20 protein-coding genes and 1 pseudogene are annotated in these 24,288 nt (G+C 65.5%); 13 read left to right on the top strand and 8 right to left on the bottom strand.

Annotated elements, in window-relative coordinates; all coding sequences use genetic code 11:
- The first annotated feature begins 130 nt into the window (after positions 1-130).
- Positions 131-853, top strand: a complete 723-nt coding sequence (locus CHINAEXTREME_RS14965) for a DUF6517 family protein (protein WP_007143017.1) — start codon at positions 131-133, stop codon at positions 851-853.
- On the opposite strand, the gene CHINAEXTREME_RS14960 is transcribed toward CHINAEXTREME_RS14965, so the two are convergent.
- Positions 850-1,920, bottom strand: coding sequence for a presenilin family intramembrane aspartyl protease PSH (locus CHINAEXTREME_RS14960; protein ID WP_007143018.1), 1,071 nt, complete (start codon positions 1,918-1,920; stop codon positions 850-852). The two genes, CHINAEXTREME_RS14965 and CHINAEXTREME_RS14960, sit on opposite strands and share 4 nt — an antisense overlap.
- Before the next feature lie 226 nt (positions 1,921-2,146).
- Here CHINAEXTREME_RS14960 and CHINAEXTREME_RS14955 point away from each other — a divergent pair, with 226 nt between their 5' ends.
- Positions 2,147-2,566, top strand: coding sequence for a hypothetical protein (locus CHINAEXTREME_RS14955; RefSeq protein ID WP_010546786.1), 420 nt, complete (start codon positions 2,147-2,149; stop codon positions 2,564-2,566).
- A gap of 21 nt (positions 2,567-2,587) precedes the next feature.
- On the opposite strand, the gene CHINAEXTREME_RS14950 is transcribed toward CHINAEXTREME_RS14955, so the two are convergent.
- The 3 genes from CHINAEXTREME_RS14950 to CHINAEXTREME_RS14940 all read right to left on the bottom strand — a co-directional run bounded on the left by CHINAEXTREME_RS14950 (position 2,588) and on the right by CHINAEXTREME_RS14940 (position 4,464).
- Entirely contained in the window at positions 2,588-2,833 is a 246-nt protein-coding gene (locus CHINAEXTREME_RS14950) for an H/ACA ribonucleoprotein complex subunit GAR1 (protein WP_007143020.1), read from the bottom strand.
- Between the two features lie 2 nt (positions 2,834-2,835).
- The gene (srp19, locus tag CHINAEXTREME_RS14945) at positions 2,836-3,117 is read right to left on the bottom strand and encodes a signal recognition particle subunit SRP19 (protein ID WP_007143021.1); all 282 of its coding nucleotides are present in this window, start codon (positions 3,115-3,117) and stop codon (positions 2,836-2,838) included.
- 99 nt (positions 3,118-3,216) lie between these two features.
- Entirely contained in the window at positions 3,217-4,464 is a 1,248-nt protein-coding gene (locus tag CHINAEXTREME_RS14940; RefSeq protein ID WP_007143022.1) for a PGF-CTERM-anchored ABC transporter substrate-binding protein, read from the bottom strand.
- A 59-nt stretch (positions 4,465-4,523) separates the two neighbouring features.
- Between CHINAEXTREME_RS14940 and btuC the strand changes: the two genes are divergently transcribed.
- The 3 genes from btuC to gatE all read left to right on the top strand — a co-directional run bounded on the left by btuC (position 4,524) and on the right by gatE (position 9,056).
- Positions 4,524-5,579: a vitamin B12 ABC transporter permease BtuC gene (btuC, locus tag CHINAEXTREME_RS14935; protein WP_007143023.1), complete on the top strand. Its 1,056-nt coding sequence runs from the start codon at positions 4,524-4,526 to the stop codon at positions 5,577-5,579.
- The gene (locus CHINAEXTREME_RS14930; protein WP_007143024.1) at positions 5,576-7,117 is read left to right on the top strand and encodes an ABC transporter ATP-binding protein; all 1,542 of its coding nucleotides are present in this window, start codon (positions 5,576-5,578) and stop codon (positions 7,115-7,117) included. The genes btuC and CHINAEXTREME_RS14930 overlap by 4 nt, the downstream gene beginning before the upstream one ends.
- A 64-nt stretch (positions 7,118-7,181) precedes the next feature.
- Positions 7,182-9,056, top strand: coding sequence for a Glu-tRNA(Gln) amidotransferase subunit GatE (gene gatE / locus CHINAEXTREME_RS14925; RefSeq protein ID WP_007143025.1), 1,875 nt, complete (start codon positions 7,182-7,184; stop codon positions 9,054-9,056).
- A gap of 34 nt (positions 9,057-9,090) precedes the next feature.
- Here the strand turns inward: gatE and CHINAEXTREME_RS14920 are convergent, their stop codons facing one another.
- Positions 9,091-9,573: an Lrp/AsnC family transcriptional regulator gene (locus CHINAEXTREME_RS14920; protein ID WP_007143026.1), complete on the bottom strand. Its 483-nt coding sequence runs from the start codon at positions 9,571-9,573 to the stop codon at positions 9,091-9,093.
- Positions 9,574-9,752: 179 nt separating this feature from the next.
- Between CHINAEXTREME_RS14920 and CHINAEXTREME_RS14915 the strand changes: the two genes are divergently transcribed.
- The 4 genes from CHINAEXTREME_RS14915 (at position 9,753) to CHINAEXTREME_RS14900 (ending at position 14,029) form a co-directional block, all read left to right on the top strand.
- Positions 9,753-10,787: a DMT family transporter gene (locus CHINAEXTREME_RS14915; protein WP_193790382.1), complete on the top strand. Its 1,035-nt coding sequence runs from the start codon at positions 9,753-9,755 to the stop codon at positions 10,785-10,787.
- A gap of 82 nt (positions 10,788-10,869) precedes the next feature.
- On the top strand, positions 10,870-11,511 hold the full coding sequence (locus tag CHINAEXTREME_RS14910; protein WP_007143028.1) for an HTH domain-containing protein: 642 nt from the start codon (positions 10,870-10,872) through the stop codon (positions 11,509-11,511).
- A gap of 245 nt (positions 11,512-11,756) precedes the next feature.
- A complete protein-coding gene (locus CHINAEXTREME_RS14905) occupies positions 11,757-13,055 on the top strand; it encodes a HEAT repeat domain-containing protein (RefSeq protein WP_007143029.1) in 1,299 nt (432 codons plus the stop codon).
- 149 nt (positions 13,056-13,204) lie between these two features.
- Complete coding sequence (locus CHINAEXTREME_RS14900; RefSeq protein WP_007143030.1) at positions 13,205-14,029, top strand: DUF7504 family protein; 825 nt, start codon at positions 13,205-13,207, stop codon at positions 14,027-14,029.
- A gap of 7 nt (positions 14,030-14,036) precedes the next feature.
- Here CHINAEXTREME_RS14900 and CHINAEXTREME_RS14895 read toward each other — a convergent pair whose 3' ends face one another.
- Positions 14,037-14,819: an RNA methyltransferase gene (locus CHINAEXTREME_RS14895; protein WP_007143031.1), complete on the bottom strand. Its 783-nt coding sequence runs from the start codon at positions 14,817-14,819 to the stop codon at positions 14,037-14,039.
- Between the two features lie 792 nt (positions 14,820-15,611).
- Here CHINAEXTREME_RS14895 and CHINAEXTREME_RS21280 point away from each other — a divergent pair.
- The 3 genes and pseudogenes from CHINAEXTREME_RS21280 (at position 15,612) to CHINAEXTREME_RS14875 (ending at position 19,083) form a co-directional block, all read left to right on the top strand.
- Positions 15,612-16,428 (top strand): annotated as a pseudogene (locus tag CHINAEXTREME_RS21280) (IS1595 family transposase).
- A 237-nt stretch (positions 16,429-16,665) separates the two neighbouring features.
- Entirely contained in the window at positions 16,666-17,895 is a 1,230-nt protein-coding gene (locus CHINAEXTREME_RS14880; protein ID WP_007142973.1) for a Cdc6/Cdc18 family protein, read from the top strand.
- A 486-nt stretch (positions 17,896-18,381) separates the two neighbouring features.
- A complete protein-coding gene (locus CHINAEXTREME_RS14875; RefSeq protein WP_007142974.1) occupies positions 18,382-19,083 on the top strand; it encodes a 6-hydroxymethylpterin diphosphokinase MptE-like protein in 702 nt (233 codons plus the stop codon).
- A gap of 431 nt (positions 19,084-19,514) precedes the next feature.
- On the opposite strand, the gene CHINAEXTREME_RS14865 is transcribed toward CHINAEXTREME_RS14875, so the two are convergent.
- Both CHINAEXTREME_RS14865 and CHINAEXTREME_RS14860 read right to left on the bottom strand, forming a co-directional pair.
- Positions 19,515-20,543 carry a TIGR04024 family LLM class F420-dependent oxidoreductase gene (locus CHINAEXTREME_RS14865; protein ID WP_007142976.1) on the bottom strand — a complete coding sequence of 343 codons (1,029 nt, stop codon included), beginning with the start codon at positions 20,541-20,543 and terminating at the stop codon, positions 19,515-19,517.
- A 142-nt stretch (positions 20,544-20,685) separates the two neighbouring features.
- Positions 20,686-21,843, bottom strand: a complete 1,158-nt coding sequence (locus CHINAEXTREME_RS14860) for a tubulin/FtsZ family protein (RefSeq protein ID WP_007142977.1) — start codon at positions 21,841-21,843, stop codon at positions 20,686-20,688.
- Between the two features lie 477 nt (positions 21,844-22,320).
- Between CHINAEXTREME_RS14860 and CHINAEXTREME_RS14855 the strand changes: the two genes are divergently transcribed.
- Entirely contained in the window at positions 22,321-24,246 is a 1,926-nt protein-coding gene (locus CHINAEXTREME_RS14855) for an ABC transporter substrate-binding protein (protein ID WP_007142978.1), read from the top strand.
- Positions 24,247-24,288 lie beyond the last annotated feature (42 nt).

The raw sequence follows: 24,288 nt of genomic DNA, 5'->3' as shown, positions 1-24,288 counted from the left end.
CCCCCTCCCCGCTCCGCCCTGCTCCGCCCTGCTCCGCCCTGCCCCGCTCGAGTCCCGTTCACCGACTCCCGTCATCTACGGGCGTGATAGCCTGCCCGAGACTTATCCCGCCGAACGTCGAGGAGCCGATATGCACCGACGGCAGTTCGTCGCGGCGCTTACGTCCGGCGGCGTCGTCGCCTCGACTGGCTGTCTCGGCGACCTGCTCGAGGACGTGACGACGGTGTCGGCGTCGCCGGCGATCGTTCCCGAGTCGGTCGCGACGGAGGTCGGGTACGACTACCGCGGGACCGAAGAGTCCGTCAGGACGGAATCCGTGGCGGGCGAGACGGTCGAGGTGACGAACTACGCCAGCGAGTACGTCCGGACGATCGATCTCCCGCTGGATCCGTTCGGCGGCGACGGCGACGAGAGTGACGGCGACGAGGACGAGAACACGGACGGCGTCGAGGCCGGCGTCTTCGGTCTCCTGACGACCCCCGAGGTCAGCGTCGCCGGCGAGAACTTCAATCCCGTCGGCGACATGAGCCGCGCCGAGATCGCCGAACGCGTCCAGGACCGGTACGGCGAACTCGAGGTCGGCGACGATCCCGTCGATCGCCGCTCGGTCACGGTGCTCGACGACACGACGACGGTCGAGACCTTCGAGGGGGAAGCGACGCTGCGGGAGATATCCGTCGACGCCGTCGTCGAGGTCGCGCGCCCGGATCGGGGCGGGGACCACCTGGTCATCGTCGGCGTCTACCCCGACGAGACGGGGTTCGATCGAGGGGCCGAGGCCGAACGGATCGACACGCTGATCGAGGCGATCGAACACGGGGACGGCGTCGAAGTGAATCTCGAGGGCGATTAGAAGCCGAGCGCGGTCGCGATCGACAGCCCGCTCGCGAGCGCGCCGAGCAGGTACCCCCCGATCGCGCCGCCGTTGAGCAGCGGCAGGCCGGCGTGCGCGCGGCCTTTCAGGACCATGTACATGAGCACCAGCAGGCCCGCGATCGTGCCGAGTAATGCCCCCAGCGCCGGGAGGTTCAGCGCGATCCAGGGAAGGCCGAGCGTGCCGACTTCGAGGAAGAAGGCCGCGCTGACGACCAGGATCGTCGGGATAACTGCGTCGCCCAGCCCGATGAACAGGGCGTCACGCTCGAGTTTCCCTCCGTCGTCTTGGTCCGCGTCCTCGTCCCCCTCCTCCGACACCGAGGGATCCGGCTTGAGTTCGGGATCCATCTCGCCGTCTGCCTCGAGACTCCGGTTGTCACCGCCGTCGGAGGCGGCCTCGTCGTCGAGTGACTCGAGCGTCTCGGGTTCGCCCGCGCCCGACTCGAGGTAGGAGTAGGACAGCGTCGTCGGGATGACGAGCACGACGGGGATCTTCAGGTCCATCACGCCCTCCGCGAGGTCGAGCATGTGTTCGGTACCGTAGACGCTGATCGCGTCGTAGACCGCGAGGACGGTCAGCAACAGCAGTGCCGGGAGGAGGCCGAAGCTGATGCCGAACAGCGCGGCCGCGCCGGCGCCCATCAACATCCCGGTGAGGTCGATAACGTACCACTCGGGATAGAGGAGGAGCGCGGCCCCGACGCCGGCCGCCGCGAGGGCGGCGAGGGCGTTGACCGAGCCGACGGTCACCGTCGGCGGGACGAACTCGCTGAAGACGAACCAGGAGAGCATCACGCTTACCCCGACGATCAGCGCGCGGATCAGCCACTGCTGGTCGAACTTGAACGCCGCGAGCATGAGCGCGGTCGCGGCGAGGATGATGCCGAAGTAGACGACACTGTTGGTCGGGTCCTCGGGGTTCTCGACGGCCTGGCGCTCGGACTCGTAGAAGGGCTCGATCAGCGCCAGCGCGCCGAGTTGCACGCCGAGGAAGAGGAGAACCGTCACGCCGACGGCTCCGAGAATACGCGTCCGGTCGTTCATAACGCGCCGTTTGCACCCCGGTCGTATGGGTGTTTTCGTTGGCGGCGGATCGCCGAGCGGATCGCCGGCCGGATCGAACCAAGTCCCCGTTATCACCAGCGTCGAGTTACCGAATACGAGGGACAGAATCGAAGAAACATTGATAGTCTAACACGTACAGTGGGGTGTGCCCTCCAGCATATCGCGACGCGATTTCGTCACCGGACTCGCTGCCGGAGTACCGATCGTGACCGCCGGTTGCCTCGGAAGCGACGAAGCGATCGCCCGGTGTTCCAGTAAGGGTGCAAACCTCGAGGACGGTCCCCTCGAACGCGCGAAAGTGATCCGCGGTGACGAGGAACTCGCACTCGGGATCCTCGTCGACGCCGACGCACCAACCGACGAGTCGGTCGACGCGGTCGTCGTACGCAACCGCGACGGCGACCTCATCGCGGACGTGCCGATCAGGGACAATCGAGAGATGAGCGCCCTCGAGCCGGATATCGATCCCGCCCTCGACGAGGACGGCGAGCTGTACGCCGTCCGGATCGGCGCGCCGCCACAGCACGGGGACTTCGATCTCGAGGTGATCGATCCGGAAGGTGAGGTCGTCCAGTCGGTACACACTCGGTTCAACTGCTACGAGCCGGACGGCGAGCTCCCCTGACCGGACTCGAGAAGCGAGGAATTATCGTGCGTACAGCGTCCCACCGACCAGCGACGGGAGATGTACGTCGTCGCCCGGTGAGACGGCCAGGTAGGGTCGATCGACGGGACCGAAGACGTCGACGACGCGGCCGACTTCCTCGAGCGAGTCGTCGAGGACGGGGGTACCGACTTCGTTCCGGAAGCGGTCGTCGTCCCCATCGCTCTCGTCGGCCCGCAACACCGCGAGTCCCTGTGCCGTTCGAACGACGGTACCGACGCGACGCATGCTCATTCGCGCATTGCGGCGACGTACGCTGCCACGGCCTGGACGAGGTCGTTCTTCGTCGAGTCGTCGGCGCCGCGGACGACGACCCGGCCCCGCTGGGCCCAGTGCTCGCGGGAGTAGGACTTGTCCCGCTCTATCGTGGCGTCGTATCCGATCTGCTGGACGGCTTTCGCGATCTCGTCGACCGTCGGTTCCTCGACGGCCAGGTCCTCGGAGACGCGACGGCCCTCCGAGCGGGAGAGCGACGCGTCGAGGTAAGCGGGCCAGATAACGTTCTCGACCATGCGTTGGTGTGTGCAGGCCGACGAGTAAACGCTTGTGAACTCCGCGTCCCGCGATCGGCCGTGGCTCGCGACGGAACGGGGTACGAAAGCGAAACCGGGTTACGCTCCTCGAGCGGAGCGAGCGGCTCCGACGACCGCGAGCATCGCGAGGACGGCGACGGCGACCGGGACGCCGAAGCCGGGGATGGAGTCGCCCGATTCCGCGGTGTCGTCGGCGTCGGTGTCGCCGGTATCCTCCTCGTCCGACGTTTCGGAGTCCGACTCGTCGGCATCGTCGTTATCACTGCCGTCGGTCTCGTCACCATTGCCATCGCCATCGCCATCGCCCTCGCCCTCGTCGCTCGAGAGGTCGCCGTATTCTGCGATCCGGTCGTCGTCGGCGAGGCCGGCCTCCTCGTACGCGTCGGGGTGGACCTCGTGGACCAGCTCGGCGATCGCCACCACGACGAGCGGGCCGGGCTGGTTCATGTACTGGTCGTTCACCGCGACGAACCGCTCGTTCTGGTAGGCCGAGGTCTCCATCACGCCCTCGCTGACCGGCGGTTCGCCCCAGGATTCGCCGTAGACGATCCAGTCGGGATCTTCCTCGATGACTTGCTCGTCGTCGACCATCTGCCAGCCCTCGATACCGATCTCCGCGCCGAGGTTCTCGAGGCCGGCCGTCGTCAGGAGTTCGTGGGAGAAGGTCCCTTCGCCGGCGGTGAAGCCGTCGCCCATCTCGTAGTAAGCCAGTGGGCGGTCCTCCGACGGGACCGCGTCGTCGATGTCGGCCAGCGTCTCGTCCATCCAGTCGAGGGTCTCCTCGGCTCCCTCGCACTCGCCGGTGATCTCGCCGGTCCAGCGGACGTTCTCGGCGACGCCGTCGAGGGACTCGCCGGTCGGGAAGACGAAGACGGTCAGCCCGGCGTCACGTAGCTGGTCGACTACGGGGTCGTCCTCGAGGGTGTTGGCCGCCAGGACGACGTCGGGTTCCTCGGCGATCACTTCCTCGACGATCGGCGTGAGGCCGTCGTCCTCGGTGATGTCGAGGTCCTCGTCGGCCTCGAGGTAGGCGGTGTACTGCCCGACGGGCATGCCGACGACCTTGTCCGCTGCGCCGATCTCGAACAACGTCTGTGCGTCGCTTGGCTGCAAGGCGACGACAGCGTCGGGTTCCTCCTCGATGGTGACGGTTTCGCCCGTCGCGTCGGTCGCCTCGAACGGGAACTCGCAGGTCGGCGACTCCTGTGCGCTCACCGCCGCCGCGTTCGGTCCGCTCTCGGCCGCCAAACCGGCTCCGGCGACGGGAGCAACCGTGAACGCGAGGGCCATCGATACCGCGACGATAACGACCAGTGACTTTCGCATCGCCGGAGTACAGACGGCACTCCAACAAATATTTGACTAATGCAATCGGGGTTTCAGACATGCGAATCCCCCGGGTCTCCGGACGGATCCTCACCTGGTCGCTGGCGCTTGCGGTCCTCCTCGCCGGAACCGTGATCGGCAGCGCGATGCTCGGACCCGTCCGGATCGACCCGCTCACCGTCTCGAAAGCGGTGCTCAATCTCACGGGGATCGTCGCCTACGACGTTCCCTCCGCCCACCAGACCATCGTCACGGACGTGCGACTGCCACGGATCGCCCTCGGCGCGGTCGTCGGCTTCTCGCTCGCTGCTGCGGGGACGGTCATGCAGGGGTTCTTCAGGAATCCGCTCGCCGATCCGTCGATCATCGGCGTCTCGACCGGCGCGGCAGCCGGAGCGGTCGCCGCCATCGCGTTCCCCGCCCTGTTGCCGTTCTCGAGCGTCCACGTGCCCGCCTTCGTCGGGGCGATCGGAACCGCGCTGTTCGTCTACGCGGTCGCGACCGAAGGCGGGCGGACGCCGGTCGCGACCCTGTTGCTGGCCGGCGTCGCGGTCCAGGCGTTTCTCGGCGCGGTGATCTCGTACATGCTGGTTCTCAGCGGCGAGAACCTGCGGGAGGCGGTCGTCTGGATGATGGGCCACCTCCACCGGAGTAGCTGGGACGACGTCACGTTCGCCTTGCCGGTCGCCGTCGTCGGGACGGTCGTCCTCGGCGCGTACGCACGCGAGATGAACGTCCTCTTGCTGGGCGAGGAGGACGCCCACCACCTCGGCGTCGACGTCGAGCGGACCAAGCTCCTCCTGCTCGCGCTGGCCAGCATCGTCACCGCCGCAGGGGTGGCCGTCGCCGGCGTCATCGGCTTCGTCGGCCTGATCGTCCCCCACATCATGCGCCTGATCGTCGGGCCGGACCACCGGATTCTGCTGCCGACCAGCGCGCTCGCGGGGGCCTCGTTTCTCGTCGCGACCGACACGATCGCCCGACTCGACACCCTGCCGCTTCCGCTGGGTCTCGAGGTCGGGACGCCGATCGTCCCCGTCGGGATCGTGACGGCCGCGCTCGGCGCGCCGTTTTTCCTCTATCTGCTCACCAAACGGGAGGTGCACGCGCTGTGATCGATCCGTTCGGCGTTCGGAGCGACGGAGACGGGAGCGGCGACCGAGAGAACGGGAGCCACAGCGCCGCCTCACTGTTCGACGTCGACCCCGCGACGATCGCTATCGAAGACGTGTCCGTCTCGTTCGGCGAGCTCTCGGTCCTCGAGGACGTCTCCGCGACGGTTCGACCGGGCGAGTTCGTCGGACTCGTCGGCCCGAACGGAGCTGGGAAGACCACCCTGCTGCGCACGATCAGCGGGGCGCTCGAGCCCGATGCCGGACGGGTGACGGTCGACGGCGTCGACGTCCACGACGTCCCCTCGCGGGAGTCGAGCCGGCTCGTCGCGGTCGTCCCGCAGGACACCACGCTCTCGTTTTCGTTCCCCGTCAGGGACGTCGTCGAGATGGGGCGACATCCCCACCGCTCGCGGTTCTCACCGCCGACCCCCGAGGATCGCGACGCGGTCGCCCGGGCGCTCGAGCACACTCGCACGGTCGAACTCGCCGACCGCCCGATCGACGAGATCAGCGGCGGCCAGCGCCAGCGGGTCGTCCTCGCGCGAGCGATCGCCCAGGGGACGCCCGCACTCCTGCTGGACGAACCGACCGCGAGCCTCGACGTCAACCACGCGATCGAGACGCTCGAGCTGGTCCGCGAGCTGGTCGCCGACGGCCGGACCGCGGTCGCGGCGATCCACGACCTCGATCTCGCCGCGCGGTACTGCGATCGACTGGTGATGGTCACCGACGGCGGCGTGAGAAGCGTTGGCTCGCCCGCGGAGGTACTCACGAGCGAGGCGCTCGCGGACGCGTTCGACGCGACGGCGACGGTGACCCCGAACCCGGTGACGGGGACGGAAACGGTGACGGCGCTGCCCGACAGCGACGATGCGCTGGCGGCCGTCGAATCGGCGACGGTCGACACCGGCGATCGGGGCGAACGCGGACCGAGCACCGAGCGGTCCGCCGACGCCGCCCGACTCGAGGGCGACGGCGGACGGATCGTCGACGTCGAGGCCGACCTCGCGATTCACGTTCTCGGAACGGGAACGACCGCCGCGGGCGTGCTTGCGCGCCTCGAGACCGCGTTCGACGGGTCCGATCGCCCGATCACCCTTACTACGTCCGTCGGTCCCGTAACACCGGGCGTCGTCACCGAAACCGCCGACCGCCTCGCGGCCGAGATCGAAGTCGAGGTCATCGAGGCAGAGCCACACGCCGCGCTGTCCGAGGCTCGCCGGGAAACGCTCGCCGAACGGATCCGGACCGCCGACGCAACGGTGCTGGCCGATCCCGTGCTGGGCTCGGCGGGCGTCGTGCTCGAGACCCTCGAGGCGGCCGAACCGGCGGCGCTGGTCGTCACGGATCGACGACCGCTCGAGGAGCGCAACTTCGCGGGCGAGACGGCCCGCCAACGGTACGAGCGGCTTCGCGATTCCGACCGGGACGGAGTCGTAGAAGCGACCCCGGAAACGGTGCTCGAGGGCCTGTCGCGGGCGCTCGAGGGGATCGGCTCCGACCGCGTCGACTCGGCCGCCGAATCGACGGCCGACTGACCGTTCGACGGCCGGAACCGCGAACTGGACGGTTTTTTACCCCTCCGTCACCGAGTCACCGGCAATGAGCGAGACCGAGTACGACTACGACGAGCTCGGACTCGTCGCCGGGCTGGAGATCCACCAGCAACTCGATACGGCGACGAAGCTGTTCTGTCAGTGTCCGACCGACCTCCGCGAGCCAGAGGAGGCCGAGCGTACCTTCACCCGCTACCTCCACCCCACACGGAGCGAACTCGGCGAGATCGACGAGGCCGCCCTGGAGGAGAGCAAGGTCGACCGCGAGTTCGAGTACCTCGCGTACGACACCACCTGTCTCGTCGAGGAGGACGACGAGCCGCCCCACGAACTCGACGACGAGGCCCTCGAGACGGTCCTCGAAATCGCCCAGCTGCTGGACATGGAGCCGGTCGATCAGGCCCACGTCATGCGCAAGATCGTCGTCGACGGCTCGAACACGTCGGGCTTCCAGCGGTCGACGCTGATGGCGACCGACGGCGAGATCGAGACGAGCGAGGGGACCGTCGGCGTCGAGGACCTCATGCTCGAGGAGGAAAGCGCCCAGCGCGTCGAAGAGACCGACGACGGGGTTCGCTACAGCCTCGACCGGCTCGGCATCCCACTGGTCGAGATCGGCACCGAGCCGGACATCTCGACGCCCGAGCAGGCGCTCGAGGCCGCCGAGCGGATCGGGATGTTGCTCCGCTCGACGGGCAAGGTCAAGCGTGGCCTCGGGACGATCCGACAGGACGTCAACGTCTCGATCGCGGAGGGCGCTCGCGTCGAGATCAAGGGCGTCCAGAGCCTGGACGACATCGACGATATCGTCCGCAACGAGGTCGCCCGGCAGGCCGAACTCGTCGAGATCGCCGACGAACTGGCCGACCGGGACGCCTCGATCGGCGACACGCAGGACGTCACGGCGGTCTTCGAGGACACGGACAGCGGCGTCATCCGGGGCGCGCTCGGCTCCGGCGGCAGCGTGATGGCCGTTCCGCTGTACGGTTTCGACGGCCTCGTCGGCCGCGAGATCGCCCCGGACCGCCGTCTGGGCACGGAGTTCTCCGACCACGCGAAGCGCCACGGCGCGGGCGGCATCTTCCACACCGACGAACTGCCGGCCTACGGCGTCACCGAGGAGGAGGTCGAGGCACTCAGGGACGCGGTCGACGCGGGGCCGGAGGACGCCGTCGCCATCGTCGCCGACGATACCGACACGGCCGAGGCCGCCATCGAGGCCGTCGTCGAACGCGCCGCAACCGCCCTCGAGGGCGTTCCCGAAGAGACTCGTGGCGCGAACGACGACGGGACGACCCGCTACCTGCGACCGCTCCCGGGCGCGGCGCGGATGTACCCCGAGACGGACGTACCACCAGTCGAGCCCGACCCGAGTGACGTTCCCGAACCCGAACTGCTAACCGAGAAGGTCGAGCGCTACCAGGCGGAGTACGACCTCGGCGAAGGACTGGCCGAACAGGTCGCCTACGGGAAGCACATGCCGCTGTTCGAGGACGTCGTCTCCGACGGGATCGACCCCACACTGGCCGCGTCGACGCTCGAGTCGACCCTGACCGAACTCCGTCGCGACGACGTCCCCGTAGCGGACCTCGAGGATGGACATCTGCGCGGCGTGCTCGAACTGGTCGAGGACGGCGAGCTTCCCAACGAGGGCGTGCCGGACCTGTTGACCGCGCTGGCCGAGGACCCCGATCGGACCGCCGAGGAGGCGGCCGAGGAAGAAGGGCTCGGCGGTGCGGACGAGGAAGAGGTCCGGGAAGCTGTCGTCGAGGTCGTCGAGCGAAACGAGGCCCAGGTCGAGCAAGAGGGGATGCAGGCCTTCTCGGGACTCATGGGCGAGTGCATGGGCGCACTTCGCGGGAAAGCCGACGGCGACCTCGTGAGTCAGTTGCTGCGCGAGGAGATCCAGAAGCGCGCCTGATCTCCCCACCTTCTGTTCGACGCCAGTCGGCGTCTCAGTCGTCGACGAGTTCCTCGAGCAACGTCTCCAGTTCGTAGCTCTGTAACGCGTCCCGTTCCTCGATCGCCGAGATGACGAACGTCGAGTCGGTACGCTCGACGCCCTCGAGTTGCTCGAATTCGGCGATCAGCCGCTCGACGGTCTCGCTGCTGCTCAGACGAGCGACGACGATGAAGTCCGTCTCGCCCATCGTGAAGTAGACGTTCGTAACGCCTTCGACCGTCAGGAGCCGATCCGCGAACGACTCGTATGAGCCCTGGTAGTCGGCGTGGACCTCGACGATGACGGTCACGCCCAGCCCGAGTTTCTCGAGGTCGAGGTCGTACCGGTCGTTCGTGATGATGCCCTCCTCACGGAGGTTGGAGAGCCGATAATGGATCGTCGAGACCGGGATGTCCGTTTCCTCGTGGAGCTGTTCCGGGCTTCCAGTTCCGAGTTCGGAAATCGCCTTCAACAGTCGCACATCGCGCTCGTCCATACGCGCACACTCGAGGGTGGAGAACAAGTGTCCTTCGACTGATGATATTGGAGAAATCTACAACGTGCCACCGCAATATGGAGGGTGTTTGAATGCAATCCATATGTATGATTGTCAATCCGAGATTAGTGGCCTTGTTGTAGAAGGGACTAAGTACAACCACCTATTCTGAATCCCATATGAAGATATCCGGATTAGTTCCAGAGAAGTACCTCGAGTTGGTGTTGTTTTCGATACTCGCGATCTGCTGGGGCGGGTCGTTCGTCGCGATCGAGATCGGGCTCGAATACGTCCCGCCGCTGTTGTTCGCCGGGCTGCGGTACGCCCTGGCTGGCGTGATCGTTCTGGGATACGCCGTCCTTACCACGAACCACGTCTGGCCCGCCGATCGTGGGGAGTGGCTCGCCGTCGGCGTCGCCGGGACGTTCGTCATCGCGCTCTATCACGGACTGCTGTACGTCGGCGAACTGTACGTTTCGGGAGCCGTCGCCGCAACGCTCGTCAGTACGGCCCCGATCCTCACGGTCGCGTTCGCCGGTGTCGTACTGCCGAGCGAACGGCTTGGGCCCGTCGGTCTGGTCGGGTTCGCCCTCGGACTGCTGGGCGTGATCATGGTCGTGCAGCCGACGCCCTCGATGCTCGGCGCGGACGCGACGGTCGGGGCTGCCCTCGTCTTCGCCTCGGCGATCGCGTTCGCGCTGGGCGGCGTCCTCGTACGGCCGATCGAGTCGAATCTCCCGATCGAGTCGCTCGAGGCCTGGGCGATGATCCTCGGCTCCGCCGTGTTGCTCGGCTGGGGGTTCCTGCGGGGTGAGTCGATCGCCGCGATCGAACTGACGACGACCGCGATCGTCTCCTACGTCTATCTCACCTTCGTCTCCGGCGTATTCGCGTTCCTGCTGTACTTCGAGTTGCTCGACCGGAGCGGCCCCACGCAGGTCAACCTGGTCGGGTACGCCGAGCCGGCCGTCGCGATCGTCATCAGCTGGCTCGTCCTCGGGTCGGTCGTCGACTCGTTGACGATCGTCGGCTTGCTGACGATCCTCGTCGGGTTCGTGCTGATCAAGCGACGGGCGATCCGACGGCTCCTGCGCTCCCGCTGGAAGCCGACCGCGGCGCGTCACGGCGGCCGAACGCCGACCGTCTCGAGCGAGCGAGCGCAGCCGCGAACCGACGGCGGAACGCCCGAGTCGGAGCCCGAGTCCGCCGACTAGGCGCTCTTCCGACGGGGAAGTTGTTTGTTATCGTTTAACATCCTAGAAAGATTTATCAGCGGGAACGTGGGCCGTACGAATGATGACTGCACCGACACGTACGATCGTGGCCCACGTCCGCGCACCCCTACTGCTCGAGCCCGTCGACAGCCAGATCGAAACGCTGCGGGCCTGCGAGTCCGAGGGAGCGATCGACGACCTGCTGTTGCGCAGCTGGCCCAAGGAGGTCACGCGCTCGGAGACGAGCCCGCACCAGGAGGTCCTCAAGGCATACGAGCGGTTCGAGTCGTGGGCCGATCGCCGCGGGGTGAGCATCCGCCCGCCGTTCAGGGAACGGACCAGCACCTCGCAGGTGACCGGCGAGACGCGGGAGTTGCTGGTCACGCCATTGCTCTGTCTCGAGGTCTACGCTGACGACGAGTTCGTGGGCGTCTTCCCGCACTCGGAGGCCGACGGGGATGAAACGTACACGTCCGACGAGGCCATCGCGACGCTCCGGACCGGCGAGCTTCCGACGCCGCTGGGGGAGGAGCCAACCGTGGAACCCGCAGCGAACGACGGAGCCTGCCCCGAATGTGGTAGCTCACTGGTCGATGGCCAGGGGCTGTACGCCTGTGCCGAGTGCGAGTGGGTCGGCACCGCGACGGCGACCGGCGAGTTCGCCGCATTCGAGACACCAGCAGTCGAATCGGAGCGCCGCGGTCGAGTGCTCGAGAGCCGGTAGCTTCCTCGCTTCCTTTCTCGCCGTTCGTCCCGAGCGTCCCCGCGAAGTGGGGCATGGCGTCCGTAGGGACGAATACGCGTTATGCGTCCCGATCCCAACCAACTATCACACGTACCGATCCCAAACAACTATGTAATCGAGTGATAATTTCTCGAACAGCAATCGGTTCGGGTTGCGGTCGATTGCCGTCGGCGATTCGACCGACAATCCGGAGCGTAGCCGGGACTTCAGGGGAAATTCAGATCATGCGCGAGGGAGATACGGCGTTCCTGTACGAGTTGGCACGCGATTCGGAAGAACTGAAGCTTCTCGAGTACCTGGCGGACGCGGAGAAGCCGATCATCCGGTACCGAGCGGCGGAGCTACTCGGCGGCCTTCGGACGGGAACGAATTCACAGAGCGAGGAACGGATCGGGACGGCGTTGCTCCGGACGGCCAAGAACGACGAGAGCGACGACGTACGTGCGGCCGCGATCGATGCGATGTACCTCCGCGACGAGGGCTACCTGGAGCGGCTGATCGAGGAGGTCGCCGCGAGCGAGGTCAACGATCCGCCGAAGTGGATGGACGTCGACCGGGTCACCGACTGGCTCGCCGCCGACCAGTCCGAGTTCCGGATGGTGGCGGCTGCCGCCGTCGGTCGCATCGGCGACGACACCGCGGTACCGGCCCTCGTCGACGCCGTCGCCGACGCCGACGTTCGCGTTCGAACGAAAGCGGCCGAGGCCTGTGGAAAGATCGGGGACCCGCGTGCTATCGACGCGCTCGCGTCGCGGCTGGACGACCCCCAGAATCAGGTGCGTCGCGCTGCGGCAGCGGCGCTTGCCTCGATCGGAACGCGGCGGGCCGTCGAAGCGCTCGCGCCCGCCGCGCGCTCGGAGACGGAGTCCGTTCGAGTCATCGCCGTCGGCGAACTCGATCGATTCGGCTCGCTGGAGCCGCTACCACTACTGGTCGAGGCCCTCGAGGACGGTTCCGAACTCGTCCGCCGGACGGCGACGCGGACGATACTCGAGTTGCTCGCGAACGCCCCCGCGGAACGGAGCCACGACGTTCGACACGAGGTGGCCGAAGGGATCTTCGACGCCTCGCCGCCGGATCTCGCGGCGCAACTCCTGACGATACTGCAGGGGAACCAGCCGGCCTACATCCGGCGGAACGCGACCTGGCTGCTCGGCCGCGTCGCCGAGAACGAACGGGAGTATCCCGACGGGGTCGTCGACTACCTGATTCGCGCGCTCGACGACGAGGACGAACTCACCGCGAAGTTCGCGCTCTCGACGCTGGTCGAACTCGAGGACCCGAGCCTGCTCGAGCGACTCCGGGAGTTCCTCGAGCGCGACGACGTCTCCGAAGCCGCGACGTCCCGGGCCGAGTTCGTCCGGAAAAAGCGGGCCGAAGCGAACCGCCCCTCCCGGGAAGCCGTCACGAACTCGGTGGAGTACACGTACGTCTCGGATCCGTCGGACTACACGGCGAAAAAGCGCGAGCGGGGAAGCGGCTCGTCGACCGACGCAGTGGACGACTCGGATTCGAACGAATGATCTCTCCGATGGCATTCCGCCCTGCCGGTCGTCTCCCCACCTTCGCGGTCTCCGCCTCGAGCCCCTCCATCACGTTCGCCGAAACATGATACGTACTGTCCAACGGCATACCGGCCCAATCACGGCCGGCACGGAGCGGGGGAGGATGTATGGTCTATAGGTGGGACTGTCGTCAGTGCGAGTTTACGGTCTGGTCGCCGTCGGAGGGGACGACCCGCGACGCGGTGAGTTCGCACCTGCTCGAGCACAACCGTCGGTCGCTCTACAGGGAGGGGTACCAGATCGGCTGGAACTGTCCTCGGTGCGGGGCGGCCACCCTGAAACACGACAAGGACGAGGCCGTCGGGGCGTTCAAGCGCCATCTCTACGAGCACGTCGAGGGACGCGTGCAGTCGGGAACGCACGTCGCCAGCGAGGTCGATGGCACCGGGAACACGCTGGTCCTCGCATCGCCGGACAGCACGGGCGCCAACAACGCCAGGGTCCACTTCTTCGCCCCCTACGACGTCGCGATCCTCGTGACGACGGCCGTCGCGGATCGCCTTCGCCTGCTCGAGGCTCACCAGTCGTCGTGGCCCGACCGAACGATCGTGCTGACGACGAAACGGCAACCGCTGTCCTCGGCCGACGACCTCGACCTTCGCGACGTGCCCCTCGAGATCGTTCAACTAGATCCTGGGATCGGACTGGACGGGATCGGGGAGACCATCTCGCGGGTCATCGCCGAGCACAACTCGCCGGAAACGACCATCTCGCTGTCGTTCGAGATCCTTTCCGAACTGCTCGTCAAGAGCAAACTGGAGACGCTGTTCAAGTTCCTCCACCTGCTTACCTCGCGAGTCGACAGCGCCGACGCGTTCTCACATTTCTACTGCGATCCGGAGACCAAGTCCGGACCGACGATCAACCTGCTTTCGGAGGTGTTCGACCTCCGGATCTCCGCGACCGACGACCGCCTCGTTCTCGAGTCCTGAACCGGCGCTACCGCTCGGGACGTTCCGTCGCGCGCCGCAACAGCCCGAGGAGGGTGTTCGCCTCGCGCGCGGTGAGATCAGCCCGGCCGTAGATTCTGCGGAGCATCCGCATCGTCTTCTCGCGTTTCTCCTCCGGGTGGTTGATCTCCTCGAGGAGATCGCCCCACTGGTCGTACAGGCGATCGACCGTCTCCTCGGGCGCGCGAACGCGCTCGAGATCCGGTAGTTGCGTCTCGTCCCCCGCGAGCGTCAGCGTCCGCAGTTCGTAGAGAGTTACCGTCGCGGCCTGGCCGAGGTTGAGCACGGGATACTCCTCGTCGGCCGGGATCGAACAGATCTCGTCGATCTCGGCGAGCTCCTCGTTGGTGAGCCCGACGCGTTCACGCCCGAAGACGAGGGCGGTGGGTGCCTCCACGGTCGGCAGCCGGTCGGCGAGGTCGGCGGGGGTCGAGAACGGGAAGCGGACGTGGCTCCGGTCGTCCTCGTTGGTGACGGCCGTACAGCCGATGGTGTGGTAGTTCGAGACCAGTTCGTCGAAGGTGATCTCCGTCGCGTTCGGGAGAACGTCTTCCCGAGCGTGACCGGCGAACCCGTAGGCCTCGCCCTCGGGGTCCAGTTCCGGCGGATCGATCAGCAGGAGGTCCTCGAAGCCGAAGTTCTTCATTGCCCGGGCGATGGTTCCAACGTTGCCGGGTGACTGCGCGTCGACGACGGCGACGGCCGGCGGCGTTCGACGGGTCGGATCGGACGGCGTGCTCGAGTCGTCCGTCGGTGACGACGGTTCGGTCATTGCTAGAGTCAGGCGGGAGCGCGAGGTTACGGGTTTCGGTTTCGGGGACGGATCGAGACGGACTCGAAGCGACAGGGTTCGAGGCGTTGGAGACCGAAGAAGGTCAGGACGGTCGTGAGCGGAGGGACGACGTGACCGTTGTCGGTCGTCCCAGTCACCTCTTCTTCCTCTTCATTTCATCATATAGTTTCTAGATTCTAGATTCTAGATACAATCTAGAGAGACTAGTGAGAGTAATTAAAGCGAGGAGAATGTAGAGAAGTCAGAAGAGTCGGGAGAGGTGTGGAGATCGGTGTTACCGATAGCGGGAACCATGAAAGAAGGGTGAGAACGGGACGACTCGGGAGGAAGAGACGAAGTATGGCCTCTCGAGAGCGTCGGTTCGCTGTTCTGGGTCCCGTGGATGGGGCACACACCACCCTCGCGTTTGTAACCGCTATTGGGTGTGGGGGAGTTCTGTTCGGGAACACACCACCGTCGCGGATGTAAAATATCGGGTGTGGTCGAGCGAAAATGGAAATATCGCCAGATTTCTTCCACCCACCCCCACCTAGTCAACGTTACATCCGCGACGGTGGTGTGTGTGTGCCAAACGGCCGGTTCGAGGGCCCCCGCTCGAGCGAGGGATCTAGTTTTGCGGTCGAACGGACGTGGATTCTATTTCGAGACGCGATTTCGGTCGGTTATTCGAACCAGATCTCGTTTCCCCAGCCCCGTCGATCCAGATTTCGGCCGTCGCTCATCCCGACCAGTCGTAACTTCCAGTAGCGAGGAGTTCGTTGGTTGCTGTTGATGGACAGGGACTCGGTAGAAGTGTTCCTTCCCAATCCGGACGACTGCTACGAGCGACTCCGTCGCGCCCGATTCGGCGCGACGGTGTCGTGTGTCTACTGCGGGGAGAGCAACCCAGTCATCAAGAAGGGGACGACGGGGAAAGGCGCTCAACAGTACCGTTGCAAGGGGTGTGAGACATATTTCAACGACCTCACGAATTCGGTCTTCGAGCATCGGAAGTTCCCCATCGAGGAGATGTTCTACATGATCAAGGAGATGCGATCTGTGCCGACGACACAGATCGCATCGGACTTGGAGCGGGACTACGAGGCGGTGTTGAACTTCCGCCATGATCTCCAAGAGATGTGCGGTGAACTGGACGACCTGACGCTTTCAGAGGTGTGTGAAGCTGATGAGATCTACGTGACAGCAGGCGAGAAAGGGATTGAGAAGAAAGAGGAGAGTCCGCGCAAGCGCGGACTCAAAAAAAGGGGCGAGGAAGCTTCGAGTCGGACAAACCGCCGGTCGTGACACTCGTCCGTCGGAGCGACGGACGAGTTGAATTTCTGGTTCGAGAGAATCTCGAAGATGTCGACGAGGAGATTGCCGACCGAGGCGATGAGACGGTGATTCTCTGTACCGACGACTACACGATCTACGATGACATCGACGAGACAGCGGCGAGACCCGCCATAGCTTCCTTCGCCAGTGGCTGGCGAAGTTCAGAGGTGTCTCGAAGCATCATCTTCAGGGCTATCTCAACTTTCTCGGCCTCTTGCTGAACGATGACACCGACTGGTTCAGCAAAATCCTGAGTTACGAGTCATCGGGATGAGCGTCGGCCGTTACATCCGCGAGGGGGGTGTCGGTCTCCGTCGCCGAGTATCGATCGCGCCGACGAAGCGAACCGACGGTCCCCCTCGATCGATTAGAAGCGCGAGGAAGGCAGTCGGATGAATTTCGACCGCTCGGGACGAATAGGCACTCGACAGGTTCTCAGGCTTCGCTTTTACATCCGCGATCGATCTCCATAGCTTTATTTCAGTCCAGTTGGTAGGCTCCCGGTACTGCAATGTCCGCGAACGACGATCGTGATCCACTCTTTCGGTACGACGATCCGGTCTTCGCCGACGAGCGGCTGCTCGAGATCACGCACCTGCCCGGTCCGGACCGGATCGTCGGGCGTGACGAGCAGATGCAACGGGTCGCGGACGCCCTGAATCCAGCTATCTTCGGGAGCGAGCCGAACCACCTGTTCATCTTCGGCAAGACCGGTACCGGCAAGTCGCTCATCTCGCGGTCGGTCACCCAGCGGGTGATCTCGGAGGCCCAGCACGACGGCGTCACGGTGAAGTACGCCTTCATCGACTGCGGGGAGCAAAACACCGAGGCGTCGATCATCAAGACGATCGCACAGATCGTCAACGAACCCGACGACAGCGGCGTGACGATTCCCGACCGGGGGCTCGGGACGGGCGACTACTACAAACGGCTCTGGCAGGCCGTCGACCGCTGTACGGACGTGACCATCGTCATCTTAGACGAGATCGACATGCTCGAGGACGACGAGGTCCTTCGGAAGCTCTCCCGGGCGGGCGAGAATCGGCGGATCTCGGACTCGAGCATCGGGATCATCGGCATCTCGAACAAGATCGACTTCCCCGATCACCTCTCGGAACGGGTCAAGTCCAGCCTCTCCCGGGACGAACTCGTCTTCCCGCCCTACGATGCGAACCAGCTCGTCGAGATCTTGGAGAAGCGACGCGACGCGTTCCACGACGGCGTCCTCTCGGACGACGTGATCCCGCTGACGGCCGCGCTCGCGGCCCAGGAACACGGGGACGCCCGCAAGGCGATCGATATCCTCCGGAACGCCGGCCGGATCGCGAAGAAGCAAAACGACAGTCGCGTCACCGCCGACCACGTCCGGGACGCCAAGGAGAAGACCGAAGCCGACCGGTTCAACGAGTTGATCGAGGGCTCGCCACAGCAGGCGAAGGCGATCCTCTACGCGCTGACGATCCTCACCGAAAACAGTTCGGAGAAGGAGTTCCCGACGAAGATCATCTACAACCAGTACAAGGAGATCGCTCGCCGGCTCGACTTCGACGTGCTCTCGGAGCGACGGGTCCAGGAGATCCTCCAGGAACAGAACTTCCTCAACGTGATCCAGTCCGAACGCGAGGGCCGGGGACGCGGACGCGGTGCCCACGCGAAACATCGGCTGCTCGAGAACCCGTCGATCGTCAAGAAGGTCCTCCTCCGGGATGCACGACTGGCGGTCCTCGAAGACGACGAGTAGCTCCACCCGAACGACGGACCGGGCGCTCCGACTCCAGTTCTTTTCGTTCTCCTCGTACGACTCGTGTGCTCGAGTCGAGGCCCATCCCCGCTTGACCGAACACGATCGGACACTGACCCGTCCGGCTGTAGGGGGGTCTCCAAGTTACGTGGTAATACGATATTACCGAGCGGGGAACCAAGGGAATCTCGTTCCTAGTTCGGTCGATTGAACGGGTCGAACGGGGGAATATGATCGTTGTCGGTAGAAATAGAGAATATACTACAGTAAGAGAAAGCTTATGCCGGATGCTTCGAAATGAGGGAGTGGACGCCGGGCGGCCTCCCGGGTAGGGGTACTTCGGAGGCGACCCCCGGCCCACAACACGGAATTATTGTGGCATTACGCCGACCAGTAGCGACGCAGAGGGGATGGCGTCGCGGACTATGCAGGTCACGACCGGTAGAGCCGAGTGTCTCGAGCGCGCAGCGCCGACCGAGAACGAGTATGGAGTTCGACGACTGGGAACCGGTCTACGAGGCGATACTGCAGGATTTCGGCTTCGACCGCGCCGAGGACGAGCGGGCGCGTGATCTCCTCGCGTCGCTCACCGGCTCATTCGACGTCGATCGATTGTCGGCGGCCGACGGCGCGAGGGTCGCCATCGCCGGGGCCGGCCCCTCACTGACGCGTGACGCCGAACTCGAGCGCGCGGAGAACGCCGACGTCGTGTTCGCGGCGTCGACGGCCGCGGACGTGCTTCGGGACCGGGGCCTCGAGGTCGACTGTCTGATCACGGACCTCGACAAGAACCCGGAGACTGTCCGTCGGTTGACCCGGGAGGGAGTACCGGTTGCGGTCCACGCCCACGGGGATAACGTCCCCGCGCTCCGGTCGGTGGTCCCCGACTGCGTGGACGCGTTCGTCCTCCCGACCACGCAGGCGGCTCCGGCGGATCACGTCGTAAACCCAGGCGGGTTCACCGACGGCGATCGCGCGGCGTTTCTGGCCGACTGGCTCGGGGCGGTCGACCTCGTTTTCGTCGGCTGGGACTTCGACGACCCCGACGTGAGCCCGATCAAGGCCCGCAAACTCGAGTGGGCCGAACGGCTCCTCTACTGGCTCGAGTCGCGGCGGGAGGAGCGGTTCGGCGTGCTCGACGGACGACGTGACGGGATCGAGACGGGTCCGCTTCCATCCGGGGAGTAGCTCCCGTTGGGGTGTTGCTACTGGGACAGATAGGCAACCGACTGAAAAGCCGATGCGTTACTGAATTCGATACTCGACGAAATCGGCACAGCCGCAAGCCGGACAGTCCCCCTCTGCCCCGTCGATCGTCTTTCCACAGCGCCGGCACTCTTCGATCGTCGTCGCCCCATCGCCGCGGAAGAGAACCGATTTGACTGCCTCTCGCATCGTCGACCCCGTGGTACGCCCCGAACGGTTCTGGCTGCCCATGGAGGACTCGAAGCCAATATCATAGTTCGTTATTCTCTCGCTAACGGAACTTTCAGGAATTCGTTTAGTTCGCGAGGACCCATCCGACGGTCGATGTCGGAAGAAATCGGCTCTCGAGGCGCTGCTGTGTCATGGACCGGGGCAACGCCGGTCGAACGAGCGAGGACCGGTGACGGCGCAGGTCAGTGCTTCGACGCGGGCGCGAGGTGGTCGATCGTGTCCTCGATCTCTTCGGGGGTCGCTCCGCGGGGGAAGCCGATCGCGATATCGTCGAGGCCGTCGATCTCCTCGAACTTCCGGAGTTCCTCGCGGGCTCGTTCGGGGGTTCCGGCGGCCCCGATCGCGTCGAGCAACGCCTCCGGAATCGCCTCGAGGGCACCCTCTTTGTCGCCACTTGCCCAGGCAGCAGCGATCTCGTTGGCCTCGTCCTCGTACCCCTGTCGGGAGAGCGATTCGCGGTAGTACGTGCCCATCGCACCGACGTAGAACGCCAGGTGCTCGCGCGCCAGTTCGCGGGCGCGCTCGCCGTCCTCGAGCGCGCAGGCCGTCAGCGAGAGCGTGACGCGGACGTCCTCCGGGTCGCGGTCGCCCAGGTCGGCGCCACGGCGGAGGTCCTCGAGTCGATCCTCGAGGCCGTCGGACGTGAAGACGGTTGCGTGCCAGCCGTCGGCGAACCGGCCGGCGAGTTCGACCGACTTGGGGCCCATGCCGGCGGCGTCGATCGGCACGGGGTCTTCGGGCGGATCACAGCGCAGTCGGAAGCCCGACAGCGAGAAAATCTGGCCGTCGTAGTTGACAGTCTCGCCGGACATGACCGCGCGCATGATCTCGAGGTACTCGCGGGTCCGCCGTAGCGGGCGGTCGAAGTCGACGCCGTGCCAGCCCTCGATGACGGCGGGGCCGCTGGGGGCGATCCCCATCCGGAGACGGCCATCGGCGACCTCCTGGAGGGTCGTCGCGGTCTGGCCGAGCAGGGCCGGCGACCGGGAGTAGACGTTGACGATGCTCGGCCCGAGGCCGATCGTCTCGGTCTCGCGCGCGATGTTCGTGAGCACTGTCGGGGCGTCCCGGCCCCACGTTTCGGGGAGCCAGGCGTACTCGTAGCCGCGTTCTTCTCCGCGTCGAGCGTAGTCGACGATGGTATCGACGCTCGGCTGTGCAGCGACCGGGAGGTGAAGGCTTCTGTCTGTGTCTGTGTCTGTGTCTGTCATGGTAGTGTCCGACCGTCCTGCTCGTACGGACACAGTCAACTCTCTTAAAGTTCCCTCCGGTCGTGGCTCTCGAGGACAGGAGACCGTGAGAACGGCTGAGTCGAAGCGACGGCGAAAACGTTCGTCGGCCGCGGCGATCGGATTAGAACAGCGCGTCGAGTTCCCCGCCGGTGTCCATCAGCGAGGCGAACTCGTCCTGGGCGTTCGCGCGCACCGACTCGGTCGTCTCCTGTGCTTCGATGGCGACCTCCTGGAGCTGGTCGACCCGCGGTACGTCGGTGACGCCCGACAGAAGGACGATCGCGCCGACCTCGTCGCGGTCCGACAGCGGGTAGTCGCCGCCGCGGATCTCCATGCTCCCGGTCTCGTCCTCGAGCCACTGGCGGCCGCGTTCGACGCCCTTCCGATTGAGGTGCTCCGCGGGGCCGGTCGCGACGACCAGCCCACGGTCGGCACTCGAGACGTCGCAGGGAAGCGTGAGCCGGCCGAGCGTCGCCTTGCGGACGAGACTCGTCATCCGGTTCGTCGCCTGTCCCTCGTCGAACTCCTCGTCGCCGCGGAACGACGAGAGCAGTCCGCCCGACGTATCGACCTCCTCGCGGGCGTAGCCGATCGTCGAGACGCCCTCCTCGAGGGTGTTGATGATCTCCGAGGAGTCGACGACGCTCTCGGCGACGTCGTCGTCATCGTCGACTTCGCCGGCCGCGAACAACAGTCCGAACCGTTCGACGATCTCGCGGTTGATCCGATCGTAGCCGTCCTGGACGGATTCGCCGGCGCTGCGCCAGACGTCGTTGTCGAAGACCAGCAGGTTGTCGACCTCGCGGACGAACGTCTGGAACGAACGCGCCGCGTTGAGCGTGTAGATACCCCCTTCGTCCGTGGCAGGGAGGATGCCCAGTCCGTAGACCGGTTCGTTGTAGATCCGCTTGAGGTGTTTCGCGAGGACGGGCGCGCCGCCCGATCCCGTCCCGCCGCCCATTCCGGCGACGATCAGGAACGCGTCGATCTCGTGGACCGGGATCCGGTCGATCGCCCCCTGGATCTCGTCGATGTCCTCCTCGGTGACGGTCGCGCCGAGTTCGTTGTCGGCGCCGACGCCGTGGCCCTTGACACGGGCCTGTCCGATGAGGACGCGGTTCTCTTTCGGCACGTACTCGAGTCCCTTGAGGTCCGTCGTCGCGGAGTTGACGGCGATCGCGGAGTTGATGAATCCGCCGCCGATCGCCTCGTCGTACGCCAGGAACTCGTCGACGACCTTCCCGCCTGCCTGTCCGAAGCCGATGAGTGCGAGTTTCATAGTTGTCTCTCGTGGTCGTTCCCGAACCCGACGCGACCGATCGGCGAGTCCCTCGTCGGCTGCAGTCGGCGTCGCGTACACGTTCGAATCCCGTCGGCGAGCGATCGGTTGCGTCTCGAGGTGGGAACGGGTGCCACGCCCCGATGGTATCCGAATACGGCTATTGTTATGGTGCTCGTATAACTGAAGGAAAGACGTTCATCGCGAGCATATCGTCGTGAAATCAATATAGTCATCGATTACTGATACTCAGGAATTCAAAATAGTCACTCATTCGTACCTGTCTGTGCAGTCCGTCGGTCGTCCCCTCCCGTGGGCGATGCGGTGATCCGACGTTTCCGGGTTCCCGGCCGTTTTCGCGGTCCCGCCGCTCACCGTCCGTCTGCGGTGGGAAATGCTCGTCCCGCTCGGCCTCGAGCCTCGAGGTGTCGTTCAGAGAGTAAGTCCTATACATCGTGGAGATGTACCTGCTATGATATGGACGAAGGCGCGCCGTCGGCGACGCGACGAGGGGCACTCGCAGGGGCGGGGAGTGCAATCGCCGCGGCACTCGCGGGCTGTTCGGAACGGCTCTGGTCACGGGCGGGCACCGCCGGTTCCGAGCAGATCGAACTGACGATCAAGACGGTGCCCGCGGACGACGACCTCGCGGCGGCCAAGATCGTGAGCCAGTTCCGCGAGAACCTTCGCGACGCCGGGATCGGCGTGACCCACGAACCGGTTCCGGAAGCCGACCTCTATCGGGACGTACTCCTTGACGAGGAGTACGACGTTTTCGTCGCCCGTCACCCGGGAATCGAGGAGTACGACGCGCTGCGGGGACTGTTACACTCCGAGTTCGTCAACGAACAGGGGTGGCAAAACCCCTTTCACTTCTCGGACGTGCTCGCGGACGACCTTCTCGAGCGACAGCGACGCGAGACCGGGGACCAGCGCCGGGAGACGATCGCCGAGTTGCTCGAGTACCTCGGCGACACCGTGCCGTACACGACCATCGGTTTCCCGATCGAGATCGCCGGACATCGCGCCGGAATCGACGCCCGGCGGACGCTCTCCCGTCCTGGGGATTACTTCGACCTTCTCTCTCGCGAACCCGCCGACGGGGCCCGGGACGGGCCGCTCGAGGTCGGGGTCTACGGCGATCGGCTCGGTCAGCGCCTGAATCCGCTCGTCGTCGACCGGAACCGAATCGATGGCCTGCTGGGACTGCTGTACGAACCGCTGGTTCGCCGAGTCGAGACGGGTCCGTCGCGCGAGGACACTCGAGTAGACGACGAGAACGGCGACGACACGGGAGCCGAATCGCAGCCGAACTGGTCCGACTCCGGGACCGAAACGGAACGGGTCCCGTGGCTCGCGGAGGAGGTTTCCTGGGACGAGCGTGGCACCGGATCGGAACCGCGACTTCGGGCCGACGTGACGCTCCGCGAGGGCCTGGAGTGGCACGACGGAGAACCCCTCGAGGCAGACGACGTCGTCTTCACCTACCGGTTCCTGGCGGACACCTCCATGGGCACGGTCGACGGCGGGGTGCCGGCACCGCGATACCGGAGTCGGGGGACGATCGTCGAGACGGTCGACAGGCTCGACGATCGCACCGTCCGGTTTTCCTTCGGCGAGACGTTGCGACCCGCTGCGACCACCGCGTTTTCGATCCCGATACTGCCCGCACACGTCTGGCGCGACCGGACGGAACCCGTCGCCGATCAACGCACCGAAGCATTGACGACGGACAACGAGGAGCCGGTCGGCTCCGGCCCCTTCGAAATCACCGACATCACGATCGACAGGATCGAACTCGAGCCGGTCGAGGACCACGTATTCAGGGAGTCTGACGACCGGCCCGAGTTCCTCGAGGGATTCTCACAGTATTCCGGGATCAGCTTCCGGATCGACCCGAACGTCGGGACGATGATGGACTCGCTGCTCGATGGCGAGATCGACATAACAGGCGACGGCATCCCACCCGAAGATATCGGCCGGTTCACCGATGCCGAGGACGTGTCGACGGTTACGGGGCGGGCCGATTCGTTCTACATGATCGGGTACAACCACCATCATCCGGAACTCGGTAACCCCCGGTTCCGGCAGATCGTCTCCCGGCTCGTCGACCGGGAACACATTGCACTCGAGTTGTTCGGTGGGTTCGCGGAGCCGGCGACCTCGCTGGGGGCGCTCGTCGGACTCTCCGACGACGAGTTCGGGCCGAACGGTCGGTCCGGTGGGGGAACTGGTGATCAAAATCAGGACGCAAACGAAGACGAAAACGAGGACGGGGACGAGGGAGACGGCATCGAGATCATCGACTTCCCCGGAACCGACGGCGAGATCGACGTCGAACTCGTGCGGTCGCTGTTCCGGGACGCCGGCTACCGCTACGCCGATGGAGAGTTGCTCGAGTAGACGGATTCCGCCGACTCGAGGACGTTCCGTCCTCCGACCCGC

It is taken from the genome of Halobiforma lacisalsi AJ5 (genome assembly GCF_000226975.2).
GTDB classification, from domain to species: domain Archaea; phylum Halobacteriota; class Halobacteria; order Halobacteriales; family Natrialbaceae; genus Natronobacterium; species Natronobacterium lacisalsi.
Note: the sequence above shows the minus strand (reverse complement) of the source record. Positions and strands in the feature narration are given on the sequence as shown.